The sequence below is a fragment of the Pseudarthrobacter sp. NPDC092424 genome, assembly GCF_044754925.1.
Lineage (GTDB): Bacteria > Actinomycetota > Actinomycetes > Actinomycetales > Micrococcaceae > Arthrobacter.
This window is the reverse complement of the sequence record NZ_JBIVQC010000001.1, coordinates 186,149-208,627: the sequence shown is the minus strand read 5'-3', so window position 1 is coordinate 208,627 and position 22,479 is coordinate 186,149. Positions and strand designations below refer to the sequence as shown.

Here is a 22,479-nt window from a genome sequence, read left to right as displayed (position 1 = left end):
AACAGGACAGGGCCCGCAGCCTGCTGGCCGCGGACCCTGTCCGGCATGATTATTCGGTAACGCCCACCAGGCATTCCTTCAGGTTCGCCGCTTCCGCAGCGTTGAGCTCGACCACGAGACGCCCGCCGCCTTCGAGCGGGACGCGCATGATCAGGCTGCGGCCCTCCTTGGTGACTTCCATTGGGCCGTCGCCGGTGCGTGGTTTCATAGCCGCCATGAGGAATTCCCTCCAATTAGTCCCAGGACTGATCAGCCCGGGCGGGCTGTGTCCGCATGTCGATCATGCTTGCTCCGGGGACGTGGTCGCCACGTGCCGGGGCTGCGCGTACTCTGAATGCTTTTTGTCCTTGCTTGCTTATCATTATCCCGGAATTACCCGCCCGTAGCTAATCGATGGATATTTTCGGGAGCACCGCACCGCGGCCTTGACACCGGCTCCCGCAGCGGTCCATGTGGCGGCCCTTACGGCGGATAGTCCCCCCCGCCGGGCAGTTGGGCCCATGCCCACAGCCACACGATCCAGACGGTCTGGAGCAGCACGAACATGAGGACCACCGTCCACCGGTACGCCCGGGACCGCGACACCAGGGCGGCGGCCAGCGCAAGCGGGAAAAGCGGCAGCAGCATGCGGAAAGTGCTGGTCTGCGGGTGCAGGAACACCAGCAGGTAGCCCATGTAGCAGGCGCACCAGAGCCGGAGTTCGGCGCCGAGCCGGACCACCGGAGCCAGGAACAGTGCTCCGCCAAAAAGGGCGGCGAAGACAAACGGCGCGGCCAGTCCCAACACGGGGCCAAAAAGGTCGACGCCGGTGTCGAACCAGGGCTTGAACGGCACCAGGTCGTGTCCGCGCCAGACTGTTTCGGTCTTGGTGTAGGCAACCGGGTCTCCGGTGGTCAGCCAAGCGATGGCGGGCCAGGCCAGAGCGGACACAGCCGCGACGGCGGCAAGCACCGCGAGCTCCGCCAGGCTGCGGAAGGTGCGGGGTGCTCCATCCCCGCCGCGCCGCCGTCGAACGTACTCAATGGCGCGGGCGGCGACGAGCAGCCCCAGCATGGCAGCAAAAGGAACCCCCACCGGCCGGGACAGGCAGAGCAGCACCACCACCGGCACCGCCCGCAGGTACTGCCCGCGGAGGACCAGGAGCAGGGCTCCTGCGAGCAGGAGCAGCGAGAGCGGCTCCGCGTAGGGAACCTGGAGCACCGCGGAGACCGGGAACGTTGCGAAGAACGCCACGCCCCACAGCGCCGCCCCGTGCTGCGCCCGTTGCCGGAACAGCGCGTAGGCCGTCAGCGCGGCACCCCAGCCGGCCAGCATGGCAACGAGCGTGAGGGAAGCCCCCGTGGCGAGGCCCGTGAGCTGGCTGAGGCCACCGGCCAGGAGCGGAAACAGGGGATAGAAAGCCCACGCATTTTCCTGGACGTTGCCGGACTCATCCGTGGGGAGGACTCGGGGGTAGCCGTTGGTGACCACTTCGCCGTACCAGCGGGCGTCCCAGATATTGATGAAGTTCCAGTAGTCCGGCCCGGCGGGAAACCAGGGGCTGGTCCCCTGCTGAAGGGCCGCTGCCATAAAAATGCAGGCGGAGGCCAGCCTGGCAGCCACATAGAGGACGGTGACCTGGAACCACCACGGCCAGCCCCGCGCCGCCTCCACCGCCCGCCGGGCGAAGTGGCGCAACGGGGCGGCCGGTACCGGCCGCCGTTCCTGGCCCTGTTCCACGGCGTCCTGCTCCACGGCTCTCACGCGGAATCCTGCTCCGCGGGGCGCCGGCTGCGGAGCTCTTCGATCTCGGCCTCCCTGGCGGCGAGCTGGTTCCGCAGGTCGTCCAGTACCTGGTCCACCTGGTCCATGCGGTAGCCGCGCAGGCCCACGGAGAACCGGACCCGGTCCACATCCTCCGGAGTGGCGTGGGACGGCAGCAACACCGGAGGGAGGTTGGCAGGCGGCTGGGGCAGGCCGCCATCCAGCAGCACGGGCAGGGGCCGGTCGGCAGCACGGCCGGCACCGGCCTCACCTACTGCGCCCGGCCGGCGGCCCAGGCCGGTCCACAGGACGGCGCCCACCAGCGCGATGGCCAGGAAAACCAGAAAGAAGCTCACGGCTCCATCGTGCCAGATGCTGCCCCCGCCCCCGCGTCCGCCGAAACCTACTCCGGGCGCTGTTCACCGTTCGGCGAGGGCGTGACGGCCTCGTTCAGCACGCGCTCCACGGCTTCTGCCGGATCGTCAACAAGCTGGATGAGATCCAGGTCCTTCTCGGAGACCATCCCTTCAGCCACCAGGGTTCCCCGGATCCACTCGATCATCGGCCCCCAGAAGTCGACGCCGAGGAGCACGATCGGGAAGGACGTGACCTTCCGTGTCTGGACCAGGACCATTGCCTCAAACAACTCGTCCAGCGTCCCCAGGCCGCCCGGGAGGACGATGAAGCCCTGCGCGTACTTGACGAACATGGTCTTGCGGGCGAAGAAGTACCGGAAGTTGATGCCCAGGTCCACCCACTGGTTGAGCCCTTGCTCGAAGGGAAGCTCGATCCCCAGCCCGACGGATACCCCGTTACCCTCCACCGCACCGCGGTTGGCAGCTTCCATGGACCCCGGACCTCCGCCGGTGATGACGGCAACGCCGGCCTCGGCAAGCTTGCGGCCCACCTCCACGCCCATCTCGTAGTAGGCACTGCCCGGTTTGGTCCGGGCGGAGCCGAACACACTGACCGCCTTGCCGACGTCCGCCAGCGCACCGAACCCTTCGACGAACTCGCTTTGGATGCGCAGGACCCGCCAAGGGTCGGTGTGCACGAACTGTCCCGGCCCCTTGGTATCGAGGAGATGCTGGTCCGACATTTCCACGGCGGCCTGTTTGCGTCGGAACTCCAAAGGGCCCTTGCGCCGGGGCTGGAAATTCCTCGTCGGATCTGCATCGATGCTCATTCCCCTAGGCTAGCCTCCCCCGGCAGGTATCTCTTGAATCACGATCCCCGCCAGGATGGGGTGATAGCCGTCATAAACGGCGAATGTTCGCTAGATTCGTCTTATGACTACTCATGTGCCCGGCGATTCCCTCGTCTCCCTGAACGCCGTAAACAAGCATTACGGCCAGCTGCACGTTTTGAAGGACATCAATCTTCAGGTCCGCAAGGGCGAAGTTGTTGTGGTCATCGGTCCTTCGGGATCCGGTAAGTCCACGCTTTGCCGCGCGATCAACCGTCTGGAGACCATCGAGGGCGGAACCATCAGCATCGATGGGAAGGTGCTTCCCGAGGAAGGCAAGGAACTCGCGCAGCTCCGGGCCGACGTCGGAATGGTCTTCCAGTCCTTCAACCTGTTCGCGCACAAGACCATCCTGGAAAACGTCACCCTTGGCCCCATCAAGGTCAAGGGCGTGTCCAAGGCCGAGGCGGAGAAGGACGCCATGGCCCTGCTGGAACGGGTGGGCGTGGGCCACCAGGCCCCCAAGCTCCCGGCCCAGCTCTCCGGCGGCCAGCAGCAGCGTGTTGCCATTGCCCGTGCACTGGCCATGAAGCCCAAGGTGATGCTTTTTGACGAGCCCACCTCGGCCCTGGACCCGGAAATGATCAACGAAGTCCTTGACGTGATGGTCCAGCTCGCCAAGGAAGGCATGACCATGATCGTGGTTACCCACGAGATGGGCTTCGCCCGCAAGGCCGCGGACCGCGTGGTCTTCATGGCAGACGGCCAGATCGTTGAGGACGACACCCCGGAAGAGTTCTTCACCAACCCGAAGAGCGACAGGGCCAAGGACTTCCTGTCCAAGCTCCTTACCCACTGATTCACCCAAGAACAACCACACTCCCGTTCGCATCACGGCCGTGACCCACGGCCACCAATGAAAGGAATGTCAATGAAGGCATTTATGAGCCGGCGCAAGTCGTTCATCGTGGCAGCCACCGCTGCCCTCGCCCTGTCCCTGAGCGCCTGTGGGGGCGGTGACTCCGGCAGCGCCCCCAAGGTTGAGGACAAGCCGAGCTTCGCCGCAGGCACCACCATGGAGAAGCTCTCCAAGGCCGGCACCATCAAGATCGGCACCAAGTTTGACCAGCCGCTGTTCGGCCAGGTCGGCCTGGACAACAAGCCGGTCGGTTTCGACGTTGAAATCGGCAAGCTGATCGCCGCCAAGCTGGGTATCCCGGCGGACAAGATCGAATGGTCCGAAACCGTCTCCGCCAACCGCGAACCGTTCATCGAACAGGGCAAGGTTGACCTGGTCATCGCCACCTACACGATCAACGACAAGCGCAAGAAGGTTGTCAGCTTCGCGGGCCCGTACTACGAAGCCGGCCAGGCCCTGATGGTGAACAAGGACAACGACTCCATCAAGAAGCCCGAGGACGTCAAGGGCAAGAAGGTCTGCTCGGTCACCGGCTCCACCCCGGCCGCCACGATCGTGGAGAAGTACGGCGCAGTGCTGGTTCCGGCCGCCACCTACTCCGCCTGCCTGGAGCCGCTGCGCAACAAGCAGGTTGAAGCCATCACCACCGACAACGTGATCCTCGCCGGTTTCGTTGATAAGGAGCCGGATGCCTTCAAGCTCGCTTCCGACGAGACCTTCACCAAGGAGCCCTACGGCATCGGCCTGAAGAAGGACGACACCGAGTTCCGCAACTGGATCAACGACCAGCTGGAAGGGTTCGAAGAGGACGGCTCGTACAAGAAGGCCTGGGAGGACACCGCGGGCGCTGTCATCAAGACTGCCCCCGAGCTGCCCGAGCTTGACCGTTACTAAGTCACCCTGGTCTTGCCGGGGCCGGTCCGCCGGCCCCGGCAACTTTCCGTCTCCACACCCGTCCACTCCCAGAGCCGAAGGATCCTATGGACGTCATCCTTGAAAACCTGCCCCTGTATTGGGAAGGTTTTCTCCGCACACTCTTCCTCTCCGCCGTCTCCGGCGTCATCGCCCTGGTACTCGGCACCCTGCTCGCAGCGGCCAGGGTCTCTCCCGTAGCGGCGCTCCGGGGCTTCAGCATGATCTACGTCGAGGTTCTGCGGAACACCCCGTTGACCATTGCCTTCTTCTTCGCTGCGATCGTCCTCCCCAGGCTCGGGGTCAAGTTTGAGCAGTTCGAAGTCGCCGCGATCATCGCACTGAGCACGTACACGGCAGCCTTCATCGCCGAAGCCGTGCGCTCCGGCGTCAACAGCGTGCCCGTTGGCCAGGCTGAGGCCGCCCGCAGCATCGGCATGAAGTTCGGCCAGGTACTGAACCTGATCATCCTGCCGCAGGCGCTGCGGACGGTGATCCCGCCGTTGATCAACATCCTGATCGCACTCGTCAAGAACTCCTCCGTTGCCGGCGCGTTCTTCGTCCTCGAACTGTTCGGCTACGGCCGCCAGCTGGCGAACGCCAACGGCGACGCCGTTATCGCGGTGCTCCTGGGCACGGCCTTCTTCTATCTGCTCCTCACCGTTCCGCTCGGCATCCTGGCCAGCACGGTGGAACGAAAGGTGGCGATCGCCCGATGAGCTCCGTCCTTTACGACGTTCCGGGTCCCAAGGCCCGCCGTGTTTCCCTGATCGGATCGATTGTTGGTTCGGTGCTGATCCTCGGCCTGCTGGCCTGGATCATCATGACCCTGGCACAGCAAGGCATCTTCGAGGGCCGCCGCTGGCAGATCTTCACGCGTGGCGATGTCTGGACCCTCCTGGCCAACGGCATGGGCGCCACGCTCAGTGCCGCCGCGCTTGCCGCTGTCATCGCCTTCCCCCTGGGTCTGGCGCTGACGCTGCTGCGGATCTCCGACGCGGCCTTCCTGCGGGTGCCCACCCGTATCGTGCTGGAATTCCTGCGCGGCATGCCCGTGGTCCTGATGATGCTGTTCGTCCTCCTGGGCTTCGGCACCTCGCCGTTCATCGCCGTCGTCACCGGCCTGGTGCTGTACAACTCGGCGGTGTTCTCCGAAATCATCCGCGCGGGCATCCAGTCGCTGCCCAAGGGGCAGCGTGAAGCGGGCCTGGCCATTGGCCTGACGAGCTTCAAGTCCCGCATGCTGATTGAACTCCCGCAGGCGATCCGGCGCATGATGCCCTCGCTCGTGGCACAGCTTGTAGTGCTCCTGAAGGACACCTCGCTCGGCTACATCGTGGCGTACGGCGAACTGCTCCGCGCCGTCCAGGTCATGGCGGACTTCCTGGGCACGCAGTACCTGTTCCCGGTCTTCTTCGTGGCCGCCGCGATTTACATCGCCATCAATATCGCCGTCTCGCGGCTGGCGGTATGGATCGAGCGCCGCGGCTCCAAGAAGGCGGCAGGCGGTACGGCTCCGGCCGAGCCTGAGGCCATCGAGGCAGCCGCGCCTTAGCGTTGCAGCGGAAAGGTCCGGAACCCTTCGGGGTTCCGGACCTTTTTCGTTGCCGGATCAGGCGGCGTTCCCGGCCGGGCGTTGGCCTAGGCTGCGAGCCACTTCCGCAGGGCGGCAAGGCAGGCGCGGATGGCATCCGCGTGGACGTGTTCGTTGTCCTTGTGGGCGAGCAGCGCATCGCCAGGTCCAAAATTCACCGCGGGGACGCCCAGTGCGCTGAAGCGCGCGACGTCGGTCCAGCCGTATTTGGGTTTAGGCTCAGCTCCCACGGCGTCCACGAAGGACGCGGCGGCAGGATGGTTCAGTCCCGGCCGGGCGCCGGCGGCGGCGTCGGTGCGTACCAGCTCGAACCCCTCCAGGAGTTCGCGCACGTGAGCCTCGGCCTGCTCCGGAGTTTTGTCCGGCGCGAACCGGTAGTTGATCTCCACTACGCAGCGGTCCGGGATGACGTTTCCGGCGGTGCCGCCCTTGATCCTCACGGCGTTCAGGCTTTCGCGATAGTCCAGCCCGTCCACGGCGACGGTCTTCGGCTGGTACTCCGCCAGCCGGGCGAGGATGGGGGCGGCCGCATGGATGGCATTGCTGCCCATCCAGGCGCGGGCCGAGTGGGCGGACTCGCCCACGGTGATGGCCTCGAACCGGCTGGTGCCGTTGCAGCCGCCCTCAACGGTTCCGTCCGTCGGCTCCAGGAGAATGGCAAAGTCGCCGTGCAGCAGGGCGCCATGGTTACGGACCAAGCGTCCCAGTCCGCTCTTCGAGCCTTCCACCTCCTCGTGGTCGTAGAAGACGAAGGTGACGTCCCGCCCCGGCTGCCTGCCGTCGTCGAACATTGTTGCTGCCAGCGCGAGCTGGACCGCAACGCCGCCCTTCATGTCCGTGGCGCCCCGCCCATAAAGGATGCCCTCCCCCGGTACACCTGACTCCCATGTGGATGGCACAGTGCCCTTGGACCCCGGGGCGAGCGGAAGGGGTACGGTGTCCAGGTGTCCGGCGAGGATGACCCGCTCGGAAAGCCCCAGTTCCGTGCGCGCGACGATGGCGTCACCGTCCCGGAGAACCGTCAGCTGCGGTATCTTCAGCAGCGCCGCCTCCACCGCATCGGCCAGCCGGCGCTCGTTGCCCGAGACACTCTCTATGTCCATCAGGGCCGCAGTCAGCAGCGACACATCCTGCCGCAGGTCCAGGGCAATGGAGCCGGAAAGGTCAGGAACGGGCTGGGGCGCAGTTTCGGCAGTCACGAAGCCAGTCTAGTTCGAACGGCGCCCCGGCCCATCGATAGACTGGAGAACATGACTGAGACCGCTTCCTCCGCCGTGCCCGAAACCTCGAACCCTGCTGCTGACCGCTCCGCCTGGGGCTTCGGTATTGCCACTATGGCCACCGCTGCCGGGGGCGCCACCATGCTGGATGCCTGGTTCCCCGCGCCGTCCCTTGGCGTGGCCGCCGATAACCTGCGCGACGTGGAACACGCCGACGAGGTGCTCACGCAGATCGCCGAGGGCGGCGCGGACGCGGACCGCGGGACCGAGCAGAAGGTGGTGTTTGTCCAGATCAACCTGGACGAGGCACCCGCTGACACCGCTGATGCCTACCTCCGCCTCCACCTGCTTTCGCACCGGCTGGTCCGGCCCAACACCATCAACCTGGACGGCATCTTCGGAAAGCTGCCCAACGTCGTCTGGACCAACTTCGGCCCCGCAGCGGTGGACGGTTTTGAACTGACGCGCGCCCGCCTCCGCCGCCGCGGCACCGTCACCGTCTACGGGGTGGACAAGTTCCCGCGCATGGTGGACTACGTGGTGCCCACCGGCGTGCGGATTGCCGACGCCGACCGGGTGCGCCTCGGTGCACACCTCGCCGAAGGCACAACCGTCATGCACGAAGGCTTCGTCAACTTCAATGCCGGCACCCTGGGCACCTCCATGGTGGAAGGCCGCATCTCGGCGGGCGTGGTCACCGGGGACGGCAGCGATGTCGGCGGCGGCGCCTCGATCATGGGCACCCTCTCGGGCGGCGGCAAGGAAAAGATCACCATCGGCGAGCGGGTCCTGCTCGGTGCCAACTCCGGCGTGGGCATCAGCATCGGCGATGACTCCGTGGTGGAAGCCGGGCTCTACGTCACCGCCGGCACCCGGGTCCGTGTGCCCGGTCCCAAGGACGAGGTGGGCGAGGACACCACCAAGATCGTCAAGGCCGCCGAGCTCTCGGGCGTTCCCAACCTGCTGTTCCGGCGCAATTCCACCACGGGCGCTGTTGAGGCGCTCCCCCGCAAGGGACAGACCGTGGAGCTGAACGACGCGCTCCACGCCAACTGATCCCGCGGTGGCACGAAGACGCGGTCTGCGCCGCCTGGCGGTACTGGTCCTGACGCTGGCCCTGGTGGCGGGCGGAATCTATGCAGCTGTGTTCTTCCTGCAGCGTTCCGAGACGCTCGTTTCGGAACGCTGCACCGCCGTCGTTGGCGATGTGTCCGGGGAACTGGCGCCGGACCAGGCCGCGAACGCCGCCCTGATCACCGCCGTAGCGGTCCGTCGTGGCCTGCCGCCGCGCGCGGCCACCATCGCGCTGGCCACGGCAATGCAGGAGTCCAAGCTCCGAAATATCGGGCACGGGGACCAGGCGGGACCGGATTCGCGCGGCCTGTTCCAGCAGAGGCCATCACAGGGCTGGGGCACCGAGGAACAGATCATGGACCCCTACTACGCCGCCGGTGCCTTCTACGATGCGCTCGAGAAGATCCCGGACTACGAATCCCTGGACATTACCCAGGCCGCGCAACGCGTGCAGCGCTCGGCCCACCCACTCGCTTATGCCCAGCACGAGAGCATGGGCCGGTCCTTCGCGTCCGGCCTGACGGGCCAGGCCCCCGGAGCAGTACAGTGCACGCTCCGCTCCCCTACCGGCGGCGGGGACGCTGCACGGGCGGCTGCAAGCCTGGACCAGGCATATGGCGGGCTCCCTGCGGCCGTTGACGGGGACGCCATCATGGTCGAAGCCTCCGGCAGCCTGGCCTGGTCCGTGGCCCAGTGGGCCGTGGCCAACGCCAAGGTCCTGGACGTGGTGCGGGTGGAAGTGGCCGGGCGCAGCTGGGACCGGGCAGCGCGGAACGGTTGGCAGGAGTCTCCGGGGAATGACGCCGGAGTGCGGATCGTGCTGGCCCCGGCGGAAGGCTGAGCAGGCCCCGGCCTGCTCAGCGGCTGGTCCTCCGGCTACACCATGATCTCCACCACCGGCTGGACATAGCTGCGGAACAGCTCGGGCTGGCTCATCAGGTGGTGGCTCATGATGATCTTGTCCGGCTCCAGGAACCAGGCGCGCTGTTCGTTCAACGGCAGTTCGATGATGGTCAGGTTGAAGTCGCGTGCGTCCCGGCCCACCTCCATCAGCCGGTCATCAACCATGTCTTCGAGCAGTTGGTCAGCCCCGGAAGCGGCCCGTTCCGCTTCCAGCTCGGCATATTCGCTCCGGCGTTCCCGCGCCCACATGAGCGCCGAACCAAAGTGGGCCTGGAGTACGCGCTGCAGCGCAGGCGAGTTGCCAAACGCCTCAAAGTCCGGTGGAGTCAGCTCCGTGGCAGTGTGCGGATGGGCTTTGAGCAGCTGGGCCCACCATGCCTCCCATTCGGTCTTCAGCGCAGCCTCTCCCCCGACATCGGCAGTCAGGTGTGAATGGTCCGCGGGCCTGACCTTGGGTTTAATGTGCGAGAGGGCTGGGTGGCCGGCGCCGTTGAGGCCGGCGGAGTCCCGAACATACAGTGCAATCATCATGGGCCCGGATGTGTCCGTAGTGATGTGCCACCCGGAACCGCCTGCGTGATGCATCCCAAGTCCTTCCCTGGCGCGCTCCGGCCGGGTCTGCTGATCCGGGCGGGTGCCCTCCGGTTACCAGTCTATTCCCGCCCTGTCCCTACGTTAACGGCCGCCCGGACCCCAGCCCGTCCAAGTGGCGGTCCAGCACGTCGCGGCACATGCCGGCAGTCAGCCACTCGGGCTGGAGCAGGGCGTGCAGGCAGAGTCCGTCCAGGGTGGCCAGCAGCCGTTCCGCTTCCACCACCATCCGTTCCTGGGGCTCGTCTTCCGGGAGGAGCTCCATGACAACCTGTCCTACAACGGCGGCCACTTCCCGGTAGCTGCGGTCCGCCTCCGCCGCAAGGAAGGGCCGGATCCGGGCGGCACTCCGGAATTCCAGCCAGGCACAGGCTTCCGCCGCTCGCTGGCCGTCCAGGGGAAGGATGGCACCCAGCAGGGTTAAAACAGCTTCCCTCCGCGCCGTGCTCCCTGGGTCGCTGGAGCGCACTGCCGGGATTCCGGCCTGCAGCCGGCCCACCATCCGGTCCACCACTGCAGCGAATGTATAGCTCAGCAGTTCCTCGCTGCCGGCGAAGTAGTGCCGGACCGAGCCGACGGCGAGCCCCGCCTCGTCCGCCACCTCCCGGAGGGAGGCCCGTTCCAGCCCGTCCACGGCGATGATGCGCAGCACCGCTTCCACTACATCCTGGCGGCGGGCATGGGCGTCGACGATTTTAGGCACCTCACTTATTTAGCACAGGCGTGCTCCAAAACCGAACCCACGCCCCGGGTAAGGCCTCAGGCACTGCCATTCGAATCGCGGCAGCGGCGGTGCCTGCTGCTGGGATAGCGTGGAAGCATGAAGATTCTGGTTACCGGGGGCACCGGTTACATCGGTTCCCACACTGTTTTGTCCCTGCAGGAAGCCGGCCACGAGGTGGTGGTCATCGACAACCTGGTCAATTCCAGCGAGGAGTCGCTGCGCCGCGTGGCCGGGCTGACCGGCAAGGCCGTCGAGTTCCACCACGTTGACCTGGTGGATGAGGCAGCCGTGGAAAAGGTCTTCGCCGGCGCCGGGATCGACGCCGTCATCCACTTCGCAGGCCTTAAGGCCGTGGGCGAGTCCGTTCGCGAACCGCTGATGTACTACCACAACAATCTGGTGGGCACCCTGAGCCTGATCCGCGTCATGGACCGGCACGACGTCCGCTCCATCGTCTTCAGCTCCTCCGCCACCGTCTACGGCGAACACAACCCCATCCCCTACGTCGAAAAAATGGAGATCGGGGCCAACAACCCCTACGGCCGCACCAAGGAACAGATCGAGGACATCCTCTCCGACCTCGGCGCCGCAGACCCCCGCTGGCACATCGCACTGCTGCGCTACTTCAACCCCGTCGGCGCGCACCCCTCCGGACGGATCGGCGAAGACCCGCAGGGCATCCCCAACAACCTCGTCCCGTTCATCGCCCAGGTCGCCGTGGGCCGGCGCGAGAAACTCATGGTGTTCGGCGGGGACTACGACACCCCGGACGGAACCTGCCTGCGCGACTACATCCACGTCGTGGACCTCGCCGACGGCCACGTCGCAGCCCTGAACCACATCGCAGAACGCACCGGCGTCTTCCGCTGGAACCTCGGCTCCGGCAAAGGCTCCTCCGTCCTGGAGGTCCTGCGGTCCTTCGAGAAGGCCGTGGGAAAGCCCATTCCCTACGAGATCACCGACCGCCGCGCCGGCGACCTGCCTGCATTCTGGGCGGACGCCTCATCTGCGCTGGCGGACCTTGGCTGGTCCACCACTAAGACCGTGGACCAGATGTGTGAGGACCACTGGCGCTGGCAGAAGAACAACCCCCAAGGCTACACCTCCTGACCGCCCGCATCGATTGCTCCGTACTTGTCGTTCTGACTCCCCAAAACGACAAGTACGGAGCACTGGATGATTAACGCAAACGGCCGCCCACCTGTGAGAGGGGGCGGCCGTCGTCGTACTAGCGGACCGGGTAATCGCGCTCCGGCTCGCCGATGTACAGCTGGCGCGGGCGGCCGATCTTGGTGTTGGGGTCGCTGATCATCTCCCGCCACTGGGCAATCCAGCCCGGCAGGCGGCCGATGGCGAACAGCACGGTGAACATCTTCTCGGGGAAGCCCATGGCCTTGTAGATCAGGCCGGTGTAGAAGTCCACGTTCGGGTAGAGCTTGCGCTCGATGAAGTAGTCATCATTGAGCGCCTTCTCCTCGAGGCGCAGCGCGATGTCCAGGAGCTCGTCGTTGCCGCCGAGCTTGGTGAGGATCTCGTGGGCCGTGGCCTTGACGATCTTGGCGCGCGGATCGTAGTTCTTGTAGACACGGTGCCCGAAGCCCATGAGGCGGACGCCGTCTTCTTTGTTCTTGACCTTCTCCATGTAGTCCTCGGGCTTGAGGCCCTCGGCCTGGATCTGCCGGAGCATCTTCAAAACCGCTTCGTTGGCGCCGCCATGGGCGGGACCGAAGAGCGCGTTAATGCCGGCGGAAACGGAGGCGAACAGGTTGGCGTTGGACGAGCCCACCAGGCGCACGGTGGAAGTGGAGCAGTTCTGCTCGTGGTCCGCGTGCAGGATGAGCAGCAGGTCCAGGGCCTTGACGATGACCGGGTCCAGCTCGTACTGCTCGGCGGGCAGACCGAAGCTGAGGCGCAGGAAGTTCTCCACCAGGTTCATGGAGTTGTCCGGGTACAGCATGGGCTGGCCGATGGACTTCTTGTGCGCGTAGGCGGCGATGACCGGAAGCTTGGCCATCAGGCGGATGGTGGAGACCTCCACCTGTTCGGCGTTGAACGGGTCCAGGGAGTCCTGGTAGAAGGTGGACAGCGCCGACACTGCCGAGGAGAGTACGGGCATCGGGTGCGCGTCCCTCGGGAACCCGCCGAAGAAGCCTTTGAGCTCCTCGTGCAGCAGGGTGTGGCGGCGGATCTTCTGGTCGAAGGCGTCCAGTTCGGTGGGGGTGGGCAGGTTGCCGTAAATCAGCAGGTAGGACACCTCAAGGAAGCTGGAGTGCTGCGCCAGCTGCTCGATGGGGTATCCGCGGTAGCGCAGGATGCCCGCATCGCCATCGATGTAGGTGATTGCCGAGGTAGTGGCAGCGGTGTTCATGAAGCCGGGGTCAAAGGTGACTGCGCCGGTCTGCTTCAGCAGCTTGGAAACGTCATAGCCTTCGTTTCCTTCAATAACCTGGATGCGCGGGAGCTTGAGCTCGCCACCTGCATGGAGCAGGGTCGCCGCGTTGTTGGTCTCAGTCATGGAGTCCCCTTCATGAGGCTCTTGGGCCTCTGTCGAAAGCTTGATCCAACATCAGGTGCGCCGCGCACTGACCCTGAGAAGACAGGTTCCAACACCCGGACTGCCTTCTTGTAGAAAGCCACCATTGATAGTCACTTAAAAAGTACCGCTCCTTGGCGGGTGTCACTAATCCGCGACGGCCAAAGGACCCCCAAACCGCGCCGGATGTGGCGCGAGTCACAGGATTATTACGGGGCGTGCCCCAACCTGGACACTGCCGCGTCAATGCGTTCGTCAGAACCGGTGAGCGCAACGCGGATATACCCGTTGCCGGCCTCGCCGTAGAACACCCCCGGTCCCACCACGATTCCGCGTTCGGCAAGCCTGGCCACCGTTGTCCAGGTGTCCTCCCCGGCCGTGGACCACAGGTAAAGCCCCGCGTCCGAGTCCTTGATCTCCAGGCCGAAGTCCTGCAGCGCCGGAAGCAGCCGTTCGCGGCGTCCACGGTAGAGGTCCTTCTGGGTCTCCACGTGCGCATCGTCGCCCAGCGCAACACGCATGGCCTCCTGGACCGGGTACGGCACGATCATGCCCGCATGCTTGCGGCTGTTCACCAGGTTGGACATGAGGTCCGGGTCGCCCGCCACGAAGGCCGCGCGGTAGCCGGCCACATTGGACTGCTTGCTCAGGGAGTACACGGCCAGCAGGCCGTGGTGCGAACCCCCCGCCACGCGCGGGTCCAGGATGCTGGGTACCGCCTCGCCTCCGCGCTGCACATCCCACGCGCCCCAGCCGAGTTCCGCATAACATTCATCGGACGCGACCACAGCGCCGAGGTTCCGCGCCTGGTCCACCACGGCCTTCAACGAGGCGGCGTCCCGCACGCTGCCCGTAGGGTTGCCTGGTGAGTTGACCCACACGAGGCGCACCCGGGCGAGCGTTTCGCCGTCGAGTTCTGCAAGGTTGTCCGTGGCCACCGAGGTGACGCCGGCCAGGGTGGCGCCAATATCGTAGGTGGGGTACGCCACCTTCGGGCGTATGACGACGTCACCCGGCTTGAGCCCCAAAAGCAACGGCAGCCAGGCCACCAGTTCCTTCGAGCCCACCGTTGGCATCACGTTGCGGGGGTCAAGGCCTGCCACGCCGCGGCGGCGCTCAAACCAGCCGGCCACCGCCTCCCGGAGTGCCGGGGTGCCATGGACCGTAGGGTAGCCCGGGGCGTCGGCGGCGGCCTTCAGCGCGTCCTGGACCAGCTGCGGCGTAGGGTCCACCGGCGTGCCGATGGACAGGTTGACGGCGCCGCCGGGGTGCTCCGAGGCCTTCGCCAGGTACGGAGCCATCGCCTCCCAGGGGTAATCGGGCAGGTCCAGGCCAAACCGCTTCACTGCTGCACTCACTGTTGCTGCGGTCAGTGGTCTTGGTTCTGCGGGGGCAGGGCGGCGATCATTGGGTGGTCCTTGCCGGTGTTGCCGATCTTTGCGGCACCGCCCGGGGAGCCCAAGTCATCGAAGAACTCGACGTTGGCCTTGTAGTAGTCAGCCCACTCGTCCGGGGTGTCATCCTCGTAGTAGATCGCCTCGACCGGGCAGACGGGCTCGCACGCGCCGCAGTCGACGCATTCGTCCGGATGGATGTACAGCGAACGCTCACCCTCATAGATGCAGTCGACCGGGCATTCTTCGATGCATGCCTTGTCCTTGACATCTACACACGGCTGCGCGATTACGTACGTCACGTCCCTGGCCTCTCCACGTTGGTTCCGGCGACCCGCCGGTTACTGCATCCGGCAACCTGGGCCGGACTCTTGACATCTGAGCCTATTATCTCCCAGCCGGTTCCCGCGAACCTAGCCGGCAGACCTAGTATGAACTGGTGAGTCTGCCCAGCCCCTCCCCCGCGGCTTTCCTGGCCGCCGCTGCTCCCGGCACCCGCGTGGTGGTGCGGTACCGGATCGAGGGCGGCCTCACGGATGCGCTGGGCCACCTGGTGGCGCGCGACGCCGGTGCGTGCACCATCCGCACGCGGCAGGCCGACGTCGTCATCCCTTTGGAACGCGTGGTGGCGGCCAAGGAGGTCCCGCCGGCGCCCCCTCGCCGCGCCCCGCGGGCCTGAACCCGACGCGCTGCCTGGGTGCGCCAATCCTCGTGCCGGCGCGGGCGCACCAAAGAAAAGCCGGAACGACGGCGGTTTCCCGCCTGTCGTCCCGGCTCCCCCGATGGAGTTCCTGCCCGCCTAGGAGCCTTATAGGCCTTCTAAGTGGACAAGACTCCTTAGGCCTTGGCGCGGGCGCGGTTGGCCTTGGCGCGCTCGTTCGTGTCCAGGATAACCTTGCGGATTCGGATGGATTCCGGGGTGACCTCGACGCACTCGTCCTCGCGGGCGAATTCAAGCGACTCTTCGAGGGTGAGCTCGCGCGGCGGCGTCAGGTTCTCGAAGCTGTCGGAGGAGGCCGCACGCATGTTGGTGAGCTTCTTTTCCTTGGTGATGTTCACGTCCATGTCGTCGGCACGGGAGTTCTCGCCGACGATCATGCCCTCGTAGACCTCTGCGGTGGGCTTGACGAAGAAGGAGCCACGCTCCTGCAGGTTGATCATGGCGAACGGGGTGACCACACCGGCGCGGTCGGCAACCATGGAGCCGTTGGTGCGGTACTCGATGGGGCCGGCCCACGGCTCGTAGCCCTCGGAGATGGACGCGGCGATACCGGCGCCACGGGTTTCCGTAAGGAACTTGGTGCGGAAGCCGATCAGGCCACGGGCGGGAACGATGAATTCCATGCGGACCCAGCCGGTGCCGTGGTTGGCCATGTTGGTCATGCGGCCCTTGCGGGCTGCCATGAGCTGGGTAACGGCGCCGAGGTATTCCTCGGGAACGTCGATGGTCATGTGCTCCATCGGCTCATGGATCTTGCCGTCGATGGTCTTGGTGACAACCTGCGGCTTGCCGACGGTCAGTTCGAAACCCTCACGGCGCATCTGCTCCACGAGGATGGCCAGGGCGAGCTCGCCACGGCCCTGGACTTCCCAGGCATCGGGGCGCTCGGTGGGGAGCACCTTGATGGAGACGTTACCGATCAGTTCCTTGTCCAGGCGGTCCTTCACCTGGCGCGCGGTCACCTTGGCACCCTTGACCTTGCCGGCCAGCGGGGAGGTGTTGATACCGATGGTCATGGAGATGGCGGGATCGTCCACGGTGATCAGCGGAAGCGGCTGAGGGTTTTCGACGTCGGTCAGGGTTTCACCGATGGTGATGTCTTCGATGCCGGCGACGGCGACGATCTCGCCCGGGCCTGCGGAGTCGGCCGGGACGCGCTCCAGGGCCTTGGTGGCCAGGAGTTCGGTGATCTTGACGGTCTTCAGTTCGCCGTTCTGGCGGGCCCAGGCAACCTGCTGGCCCTTGCGCAGGGTGCCGTTGTAGATGCGGAGCAGCGCGAGGCGGCCCAGGAACGGGGAGGCGTCCAGGTTGGTGACGTGCGCCTGCAGGACACCTTCCGGGTTGTAGGTGGGCGCCGGGATGTGCTCAATGATGGTCTTGAAGAGCGGTTCCAGGTCCTCGTTGTCCGGAGCGGAGCCGTTGGCGGGCTGCTCCAGGGAGGCGCGGCCAACCTTGGCAGCGGCGTAGACGACTGGAACCTCCAGGACCTTGTCCAGGTCCAGGTCCGGCACCTCGTCCGCGAGGTCGGAGGCGAGGCCCAGGAGCAGGTCCATGGACTCGTGCACGACCTCGTCGATGCGGGCGTCGGGGCGGTCCGTCTTATTGACCAGCAGGATCACCGGCAGGTGTGCAGCCAGGGCCTTGCGGAGCACGAAGCGCGTCTGCGGCAGCGGGCCCTCGGAGGAGTCAACCAGCAGGACGACGCCGTCAACCATGGACAGGCCGCGCTCCACCTCGCCGCCGAAGTCGGCGTGGCCAGGAGTGTCGATCACGTTGATGGTGATGGTCTCGCCGTTGGAGGACGGGCCGTTGTAGGCCACCGTGGTGTTCTTCGCCAGGATGGTGATGCCCTTTTCGCGCTCCAGGTCACCGGAGTCCATGACGCGGTCTTCAACCTCCCCGTGCGAGGCAAAGGAGTTGGTCTGCTTGAGCATGGCATCGACCAGGGTGGTCTTGCCGTGGTCAACGTGGGCCACGATCGCGACGTTGCGCAGGTCACTGCGCGATGCAGTGGCTACCGCTGTGTTGGTGGTGGTTTCAGACATGCGTAATGGCTCGATTCAGTGGAGTCAGCTGTTGTATCGCGCCATTTCCTACCGGAACGCACGAAGGATTCGGCCCTTTACACAGGGCACCTGTTCCTATTCTAGCGCCACTGCCATTTATTGGCCTAAAACGGGGGCGGGCGGTTGGGCCCCGGTTGGCGGTTTTCCGTTGCCAAGATGTCACCAAATCAGGACGGGATGGCTCTGGATTTATGCCCGGCCATGCCCCATTATTGCTGGGAACGCAGCGATAATCCCGGAGAAACCACATGAGCCACACCCCGGCCCTGACCCGATTTATTGTGCTGGGGATCACGGCAGGGTTACTGCTTACGACGCCGGGACAGCCCTTGGGAGGGATACCTTCCGCGCCGGCGATGGCGGCCGCGTCCCCATCGGCCGCCGGCGGCAGGCCGGCCGCCAATGCCCCGGCAGTTCCGCCTGCGCCCGGCGAGCCGGCAGCAGCCCCTTACTCGCCGCAGCTGGATGCTGCGCCCGGTTTGTACGTGGCCGGCGGGCAGGCCCTTAACACAGTGGCGCCGGGATCCGTCGTTTTCAACCCGGTGTTCGGCCGCGACGAGGTGGTGGTCGCTGACCCCCACCGCACCGCACTGCTGATTGGTGATTCGCAGTCTTCGCCGGCCAACGGCTGGCCGCGCCAGGCTCTTTCTGCACTCGGCTACAGCGTGCATTTCTGCGGCTTTGGCGGAACGGGGTTCGTCGCGTCCGGACGAGCAGTTGGAAACTACATCGATGCGCTGGAGCGGGGCGACTGGCTGCTGCCCGCCCAGGCTCCGGCGCTGATCGTCGTGGAGGGCGGCGGCAATGACGCAGCACAGGGAGCGGCCGACGCCGACATCAGGACGAACGCGGACCGCCTCCTGATCGCGCTGAAGTCCCGCTTCCCTACTGCCAGGATCGTGATGGTGGGTACCCTCGCCCGCGGGGAACGCGACGGAGGCGGCCGGCGCACCGAAGTGGACGCCCTGGTGGGTGATACCGCCGCCGCGCACGGCCTGGAATTCGTCAGTGTCGGCGACTGGTTGACGCGGTACAACCTGGAACGGCGGCTCATGGACTCCGTGCACATGGACGACGAGGGCCGGCGGATCCTGGGGAACCTCTTGGCCCGCCGGTTCAGGGACATGGGCATTCCGGACCTGAAATCCCCGGCAGGACCGGCTGCGCAGGATCGCGCTGCAGGGCGCCAACTCGGCTGACCTGGGCCCGCCGTGGCCGGCACGCGAAAGGGCCGGTACCGGCGCTCCCCCAGGGGCGGCCCGGTACCGGCCCTTCACTGCCGGCTGTTTCGCGACTAGGCAACCTCGGGCGGCAGCATCAGGCGCGCACCGGGAATCGCGTTCAGCAGGGCCTTGGTGTAGTCCTGCTGCGGCGAGTCGAAGACCTCGTCCGTTGAGCCAGTCTCCACCAGCTTGCCCTTTTCCATGACGCAGACGTGGTCTGCGATCTGCCGGACCACGGCAAGGTCATGGGTGATGAACAGGTAGGTCAGGCCAAGGTTGGACTGCAGCTCGGCCAGGAGGTTCAGGACCTGCGCCTGCACCAGGACGTCCAGCGCGCTGACAGCCTCGTCACAGATGATGACCTCGGGATCCAGCGCCAGTGCACGGGCGATCGCCACGCGCTGGCGCTGGCCGCCGGAGAGCTCGTTCGGGAAGCGCTGCATTGTGGACTGCGGCAGTGCCACCTGGTCCAGCAGCTCCCTGACCTTCTTCTCCCGGCTGGCCCTGTCGCCGATCCTGTGCACCCGCAGCGGCTCCTCGATGGTCCGGTAGATGTTGTACATCGGATCGAGGGAACCATACGGATCCTGGAAGATGGGCTGGACCCGGCGCCTGAACTTGAACAATTCGGCGGGTTTCAGCGTGGATGTGTCCACCCCATCGAACACGATGGTTCCATCCGTGGGCTTTTCCAGCTGCAGCACCATGTTGGCCACGGTGGACTTGCCGGAGCCCGACTCCCCCACAATGGCCGTCGTGGTTCCGCGCTTCACGGCGAAGCTTACGGAATCCACAGCCTTGAAATCGGTGGACTTCCCCAGGCCCTGGCGCAGCTTGTAGACCTTGGTCAGGTCCCTGATCTGCAGGACCTCGGCGGTCTTGTCCGGCACCGCTGCGGCCGCGGTGGGGGCCAGGAGGTCTTCCGCGGCAACACCGGCTTCCTTGCTCGCCTGGATGCGGCGCGAGGCCAGCGACGGGGCCGAAGCAACCAGCCGCTGGGTGTAGGGGTGCTGCGGGTTACGCAGGAGTTCCAGGGACGGTCCGGACTCGACCACCTGTCCGCGGTACATGACCACCACCTGGTCCGCACGTTCGGCGGCGAGACCCAGGTCATGCGTGATCAGGAGTACAGCGGTGCCCAGTTCCGACGTCATGCTTTCCAGGTGGTCCAGGATCTGCCGCTGCACCGTGACGTCCAGTGCCGATGTCGGTTCATCCGCGATCAGCAGGCGCGGCTGGCAGGACAGGCCGATGGCAATCAGGGCCCGCTGGCGCATGCCGCCGGAAAACTCGTGCGGGTACTGGCCGGCACGGCGGTGCGCATCAGGCAGGCCGGCCTGGGACAGCACTTCGGCAATGTCCGCCGGCCCGCTGGGCCGGCCGTTTGCGCGCAGTGTCTCCTTGACCTGGTAGCCGATTTTCCACACTGGATTCAGGTTGGACATGGGGTCCTGGGGGACCATGCCGATGGTGTTGCCGCGCAGTTCGATCATCCGCTTTTCGCCTGCGTGGGCGATGTCCTCGCCGTCGAGCAGGATCTGCCCGCCGGAGACGCGCCCGTTGGCCGGGAGCAGGCCGATCGCTGCCAGTGCCGTAGTGGACTTGCCGGATCCGGACTCGCCCACGATTGCCACCGTTTCGCCGGGCATGATGGTCAGGTGTGCGTTGCGCACGGCCTTCACCTCGCCGCCCCCGGTGGCGAATGTGATGGCGAGGTCCTTGATTTCCAGCAGTGGCCGGTCGGCCGGCCGGCCGGCTTCCTCGATGATGACGTCCGACGTGTTCATGTATGCCTCTTTCATCGCTGCCGGCTCTTCGGGTCAAGGGCATCGCGCAGGGCATCGCCGAGCATGATGAAACTCAACACGGTGATTGACAGGGCTGCTGCGGGGTAGAGCAGCACTGCCGGGTTGGTGCGGATACTGGACTGGGCCGCGGAAATGTCATTGCCCCAGGACATGATGCTGCCCGGAAGGCCGATGCCCAGGAAGGACAGCGTGGCTTCCAGAACGATGAATACGCCCAGTTCCATCGTTGCCAGGACGATGATCGGGGCGGCCGCGTTGGGCAGCACGTGCCGGATCAGGGTCTTGATGGGCGAAACCCCCAGCGAACGCGCCGCCGTGATGAAGTCAGCGTTCCGCACTTCGATCACCGCGCCGCGGGTCAGGCGGGCCATCTGCGGCCACGCCAGCAGGAGGATCACCGCGATCACGGTCCACACGCTCTTGTTTTCCCGGAAGAACGGAAGCTGCGTCACCACGAGCGCTCCGAGGACCAGGGGAAGGGCAAAGAAGATGTCGCCAAGGCGGGCGATGACAGTGTCAATCCAGCCTCCGAAGAAGCCTGCCAGCGCACCCAGGGTGACACCTACCAGCAGGACACCGAGGACCGAGAACACTCCCACCATGACAGACGCCTGCGTACCGTAGATGACGCGCGCGTAAACGTCGCAGCCCTGGAACGTGAAGCCCAGCGGATGGCCGGGAGCGGGCGGGCCGTCAGAATTGGCCAAGAGGCAGTTCTCATTCGGCGGAGTCTGGGTGAACAGTCCCGGGAAGGCCGCGATCACTACGATCATGAAGATCATGATCGCCGCTGCGATGAACAGCGGGCGGCGGCGGAGCTTCTTCCAGGCATCCGCCCACAGGCTCAACGGGGCTTCGTCAGTCTTGACCGCGTCCGTGGCCAGCAGCGGGGTCTCCTCCAGCGGCGCGACGAAGTGGGTGATTTCTCGGTTACTTTTCATAGCGAATCCTCGGATCAAGCCAGGCGTAGAGCAAATCCACCAGCAGATTGGAGATAACGAAGACCAGCACGAGCACGCTCACGATGGCCACGATGGTGGGGCCCTCGCCGCGAAGGATCGACTGGTAGAGTTTCTGGCCCACGCCGGGGACATTGAAAATGCCTTCGGTCACGATGGCGCCGCCCATCAGGCCGCCGAGGTTCGCACCGAGGTAGGTGACCACCGGAATCATGGAGTTGCGGAGGATGTGGGTCATGACCACGCGCGGCCGGGACAGGCCCTTGGCCGTGGCAGTACGGACGTAGTCGGCCGTGGCGTTTTCGATCACAGATGCCCGGGTGAGGCGGAGGACGTAGGCGAAGGACACCAGTGCCAGCGCAAACGCCGGCAGGAGCAGCGTGCCCCAGTCGGCGTTTGTTCCAACGGTGGGTTTTGCCCAGCCGAGGTAAACACCGAAGACCAGTTGCAGCACGAAGCCGAGCACGAACACCGGGATGGCGATGACGACGAGAGAGGCCAGGAGCACGGTGGAATCGAAGATCCCGCCCTTGCGCAGGCCTGCGACCAGACCGAACCCGATGCCGAAGACCGCCTGGATGACCAGGGCCTCCACGGCGAGCATCGCCGTCACGGGGAACACCCGGCCCAGCGTGGCCGCGATGGGCTGGCCGGTGAAGTCGACGCCCAGATTGAACGTCACGAGGTTCTTGATGAAGAGGCCGTACTGGACCCAGAACGGCTGGTCGAGGTTGTATTGCTGCCGCACGGCGGCGATCACTGCCTCGCTTGGTGCGCGGTCGCCGAAGAGCGCCCGGACGGGGTCCCCCGGCAGCGCGAACACCATGAAGTAAACCAGGAGCGTGGTGCCCAGGAACACCGGAATGACCTGGAGCAGTCGACGGAGGATAAACCGGATCACAGCGGACC

Annotated in this window: 23 protein-coding genes; 9 read left to right on the top strand and 14 right to left on the bottom strand. The window is 65.7% G+C overall.

Features of this window, described 5'->3' with window-relative positions:
* Positions 1 to 49: 49 nt before the first annotated feature.
* The 4 genes from ACIQCN_RS01050 to ACIQCN_RS01035 form a co-directional block, all read right to left on the bottom strand.
* Entirely contained in the window at positions 50 to 217 is a 168-nt protein-coding gene (locus tag ACIQCN_RS01050) for a DUF3117 domain-containing protein (RefSeq protein WP_009357720.1), read from the bottom strand.
* Positions 218 to 462: 245 nt separating this feature from the next.
* Entirely contained in the window at positions 463 to 1,734 is a 1,272-nt protein-coding gene (locus ACIQCN_RS01045; protein WP_400609325.1) for a hypothetical protein, read from the bottom strand.
* A gap of 5 nt (positions 1,735 to 1,739) precedes the next feature.
* Positions 1,740 to 2,099, bottom strand: a complete 360-nt coding sequence (locus tag ACIQCN_RS01040; RefSeq protein WP_400603149.1) for a DivIVA domain-containing protein — start codon at positions 2,097 to 2,099, stop codon at positions 1,740 to 1,742.
* 47 nt (positions 2,100 to 2,146) lie between these two features.
* Entirely contained in the window at positions 2,147 to 2,929 is a 783-nt protein-coding gene (locus tag ACIQCN_RS01035) for a TIGR00730 family Rossman fold protein (RefSeq protein ID WP_400603148.1), read from the bottom strand.
* A gap of 103 nt (positions 2,930 to 3,032) precedes the next feature.
* Between ACIQCN_RS01035 and ACIQCN_RS01030 the strand changes: the two genes are divergently transcribed.
* The 4 genes from ACIQCN_RS01030 to ACIQCN_RS01015 all read left to right on the top strand — a co-directional run bounded on the left by ACIQCN_RS01030 (position 3,033) and on the right by ACIQCN_RS01015 (position 6,315).
* Positions 3,033 to 3,788 carry an amino acid ABC transporter ATP-binding protein gene (locus ACIQCN_RS01030; protein ID WP_377214789.1) on the top strand — a complete coding sequence of 252 codons (756 nt, stop codon included), beginning with the start codon at positions 3,033 to 3,035 and terminating at the stop codon, positions 3,786 to 3,788.
* A 72-nt stretch (positions 3,789 to 3,860) separates the two neighbouring features.
* Positions 3,861 to 4,742: a glutamate ABC transporter substrate-binding protein gene (locus tag ACIQCN_RS01025; RefSeq protein WP_400603147.1), complete on the top strand. Its 882-nt coding sequence runs from the start codon at positions 3,861 to 3,863 to the stop codon at positions 4,740 to 4,742.
* Between the two features lie 86 nt (positions 4,743 to 4,828).
* Positions 4,829 to 5,479, top strand: coding sequence for an amino acid ABC transporter permease (locus ACIQCN_RS01020; protein WP_400603146.1), 651 nt, complete (start codon positions 4,829 to 4,831; stop codon positions 5,477 to 5,479).
* Positions 5,476 to 6,315, top strand: a complete 840-nt coding sequence (locus ACIQCN_RS01015) for an amino acid ABC transporter permease (RefSeq protein WP_400603145.1) — start codon at positions 5,476 to 5,478, stop codon at positions 6,313 to 6,315. Before ACIQCN_RS01020 ends, ACIQCN_RS01015 begins: the two co-directional genes overlap by 4 nt.
* An 86-nt stretch (positions 6,316 to 6,401) precedes the next feature.
* Here ACIQCN_RS01015 and dapE read toward each other — a convergent pair whose 3' ends face one another.
* A complete protein-coding gene (dapE, locus tag ACIQCN_RS01010) occupies positions 6,402 to 7,553 on the bottom strand; it encodes a succinyl-diaminopimelate desuccinylase (RefSeq protein WP_400608951.1) in 1,152 nt (383 codons plus the stop codon).
* A gap of 51 nt (positions 7,554 to 7,604) precedes the next feature.
* Between dapE and dapD the strand changes: the two genes are divergently transcribed.
* Complete coding sequence (gene dapD / locus ACIQCN_RS01005; protein WP_400603143.1) at positions 7,605 to 8,630, top strand: 2,3,4,5-tetrahydropyridine-2,6-dicarboxylate N-succinyltransferase; 1,026 nt, start codon at positions 7,605 to 7,607, stop codon at positions 8,628 to 8,630.
* A 7-nt stretch (positions 8,631 to 8,637) separates the two neighbouring features.
* Positions 8,638 to 9,489, top strand: a complete 852-nt coding sequence (locus ACIQCN_RS01000) for a hypothetical protein (protein WP_400603142.1) — start codon at positions 8,638 to 8,640, stop codon at positions 9,487 to 9,489.
* Positions 9,490 to 9,524: 35 nt separating this feature from the next.
* On the opposite strand, the gene ACIQCN_RS00995 is transcribed toward ACIQCN_RS01000, so the two are convergent.
* On the bottom strand, positions 9,525 to 10,136 hold the full coding sequence (locus ACIQCN_RS00995) for a hypothetical protein (RefSeq protein WP_400603141.1): 612 nt from the start codon (positions 10,134 to 10,136) through the stop codon (positions 9,525 to 9,527).
* A gap of 85 nt (positions 10,137 to 10,221) precedes the next feature.
* Positions 10,222 to 10,845, bottom strand: a complete 624-nt coding sequence (locus ACIQCN_RS00990; RefSeq protein WP_400608949.1) for a TetR/AcrR family transcriptional regulator — start codon at positions 10,843 to 10,845, stop codon at positions 10,222 to 10,224.
* 117 nt (positions 10,846 to 10,962) lie between these two features.
* Between ACIQCN_RS00990 and galE the strand changes: the two genes are divergently transcribed.
* Positions 10,963 to 11,976, top strand: a complete 1,014-nt coding sequence (galE, locus tag ACIQCN_RS00985; RefSeq protein WP_400608947.1) for a UDP-glucose 4-epimerase GalE — start codon at positions 10,963 to 10,965, stop codon at positions 11,974 to 11,976.
* A 118-nt stretch (positions 11,977 to 12,094) separates the two neighbouring features.
* Here galE and ACIQCN_RS00980 read toward each other — a convergent pair whose 3' ends face one another.
* The 3 genes from ACIQCN_RS00980 to fdxA form a co-directional block, all read right to left on the bottom strand.
* Positions 12,095 to 13,381 carry a citrate synthase gene (locus ACIQCN_RS00980; protein ID WP_400603138.1) on the bottom strand — a complete coding sequence of 429 codons (1,287 nt, stop codon included), beginning with the start codon at positions 13,379 to 13,381 and terminating at the stop codon, positions 12,095 to 12,097.
* Positions 13,382 to 13,608: 227 nt separating this feature from the next.
* Positions 13,609 to 14,757, bottom strand: a complete 1,149-nt coding sequence (gene dapC, locus ACIQCN_RS00975) for a succinyldiaminopimelate transaminase (RefSeq protein WP_400608945.1) — start codon at positions 14,755 to 14,757, stop codon at positions 13,609 to 13,611.
* Positions 14,758 to 14,768: 11 nt separating this feature from the next.
* Positions 14,769 to 15,095, bottom strand: coding sequence for a ferredoxin (fdxA, locus tag ACIQCN_RS00970; protein ID WP_009356972.1), 327 nt, complete (start codon positions 15,093 to 15,095; stop codon positions 14,769 to 14,771).
* 137 nt (positions 15,096 to 15,232) lie between these two features.
* Here fdxA and ACIQCN_RS00965 point away from each other — a divergent pair, with 137 nt between their 5' ends.
* Positions 15,233 to 15,472, top strand: coding sequence for a hypothetical protein (locus ACIQCN_RS00965; RefSeq protein ID WP_400603136.1), 240 nt, complete (start codon positions 15,233 to 15,235; stop codon positions 15,470 to 15,472).
* 158 nt (positions 15,473 to 15,630) lie between these two features.
* On the opposite strand, the gene typA is transcribed toward ACIQCN_RS00965, so the two are convergent.
* Positions 15,631 to 17,559 carry a translational GTPase TypA gene (gene typA / locus ACIQCN_RS00960; protein ID WP_400603135.1) on the bottom strand — a complete coding sequence of 643 codons (1,929 nt, stop codon included), beginning with the start codon at positions 17,557 to 17,559 and terminating at the stop codon, positions 15,631 to 15,633.
* A 269-nt stretch (positions 17,560 to 17,828) separates the two neighbouring features.
* On the opposite strand from typA, the gene ACIQCN_RS00955 reads away from it, so the two are divergent.
* Positions 17,829 to 18,779, top strand: a complete 951-nt coding sequence (locus ACIQCN_RS00955) for an SGNH/GDSL hydrolase family protein (protein ID WP_400608943.1) — start codon at positions 17,829 to 17,831, stop codon at positions 18,777 to 18,779.
* Positions 18,780 to 18,874: 95 nt separating this feature from the next.
* Here the strand turns inward: ACIQCN_RS00955 and ACIQCN_RS00950 are convergent, their stop codons facing one another.
* From ACIQCN_RS00950 to ACIQCN_RS00940, 3 genes are read right to left on the bottom strand one after another with little or no spacing between them, the layout of a single operon-like run.
* On the bottom strand, positions 18,875 to 20,590 hold the full coding sequence (locus ACIQCN_RS00950) for a dipeptide ABC transporter ATP-binding protein (protein WP_400603133.1): 1,716 nt from the start codon (positions 20,588 to 20,590) through the stop codon (positions 18,875 to 18,877).
* A gap of 11 nt (positions 20,591 to 20,601) precedes the next feature.
* A complete protein-coding gene (locus ACIQCN_RS00945; RefSeq protein WP_400603132.1) occupies positions 20,602 to 21,552 on the bottom strand; it encodes an ABC transporter permease in 951 nt (316 codons plus the stop codon).
* Entirely contained in the window at positions 21,542 to 22,471 is a 930-nt protein-coding gene (locus ACIQCN_RS00940; RefSeq protein ID WP_400603131.1) for an ABC transporter permease, read from the bottom strand. The genes ACIQCN_RS00945 and ACIQCN_RS00940 overlap by 11 nt, the downstream gene beginning before the upstream one ends.
* Between the last annotated feature and the right edge of the window lie 8 nt (positions 22,472 to 22,479).

What these genes read in the sequence shown, in the direction of transcription:
- ACIQCN_RS01020 (WP_400603146.1), top strand. Translation starts at nt 4,829, where the DNA reads ATGGACGTCATCCTTGAAAACCTGCCCCTGTATTGGGAAGGTTTTCTC.
- ACIQCN_RS01035 (WP_400603148.1), bottom strand. Translation starts at nt 2,929, where the DNA reads ATGAGCATCGATGCAGATCCGACGAGGAATTTCCAGCCCCGGCGCAAG.
- dapD (WP_400603143.1), top strand. Translation starts at nt 7,605, where the DNA reads ATGACTGAGACCGCTTCCTCCGCCGTGCCCGAAACCTCGAACCCTGCT.
- ACIQCN_RS01030 (WP_377214789.1), top strand. Translation starts at nt 3,033, where the DNA reads ATGACTACTCATGTGCCCGGCGATTCCCTCGTCTCCCTGAACGCCGTA.
- ACIQCN_RS00945 (WP_400603132.1), bottom strand. Translation starts at nt 21,552, where the DNA reads ATGAAAAGTAACCGAGAAATCACCCACTTCGTCGCGCCGCTGGAGGAG.
- ACIQCN_RS00980 (WP_400603138.1), bottom strand. Translation starts at nt 13,381, where the DNA reads ATGACTGAGACCAACAACGCGGCGACCCTGCTCCATGCAGGTGGCGAG.
- galE (WP_400608947.1), top strand. Translation starts at nt 10,963, where the DNA reads ATGAAGATTCTGGTTACCGGGGGCACCGGTTACATCGGTTCCCACACT.
- ACIQCN_RS01050 (WP_009357720.1), bottom strand. Translation starts at nt 217, where the DNA reads ATGGCGGCTATGAAACCACGCACCGGCGACGGCCCAATGGAAGTCACC.
- typA (WP_400603135.1), bottom strand. Translation starts at nt 17,559, where the DNA reads ATGTCTGAAACCACCACCAACACAGCGGTAGCCACTGCATCGCGCAGT.
- ACIQCN_RS00995 (WP_400603141.1), bottom strand. Translation starts at nt 10,136, where the DNA reads ATGCATCACGCAGGCGGTTCCGGGTGGCACATCACTACGGACACATCC.
- ACIQCN_RS01015 (WP_400603145.1), top strand. Translation starts at nt 5,476, where the DNA reads ATGAGCTCCGTCCTTTACGACGTTCCGGGTCCCAAGGCCCGCCGTGTT.
- ACIQCN_RS00950 (WP_400603133.1), bottom strand. Translation starts at nt 20,590, where the DNA reads ATGAACACGTCGGACGTCATCATCGAGGAAGCCGGCCGGCCGGCCGAC.
- ACIQCN_RS01025 (WP_400603147.1), top strand. Translation starts at nt 3,861, where the DNA reads ATGAAGGCATTTATGAGCCGGCGCAAGTCGTTCATCGTGGCAGCCACC.
- ACIQCN_RS00955 (WP_400608943.1), top strand. Translation starts at nt 17,829, where the DNA reads ATGAGCCACACCCCGGCCCTGACCCGATTTATTGTGCTGGGGATCACG.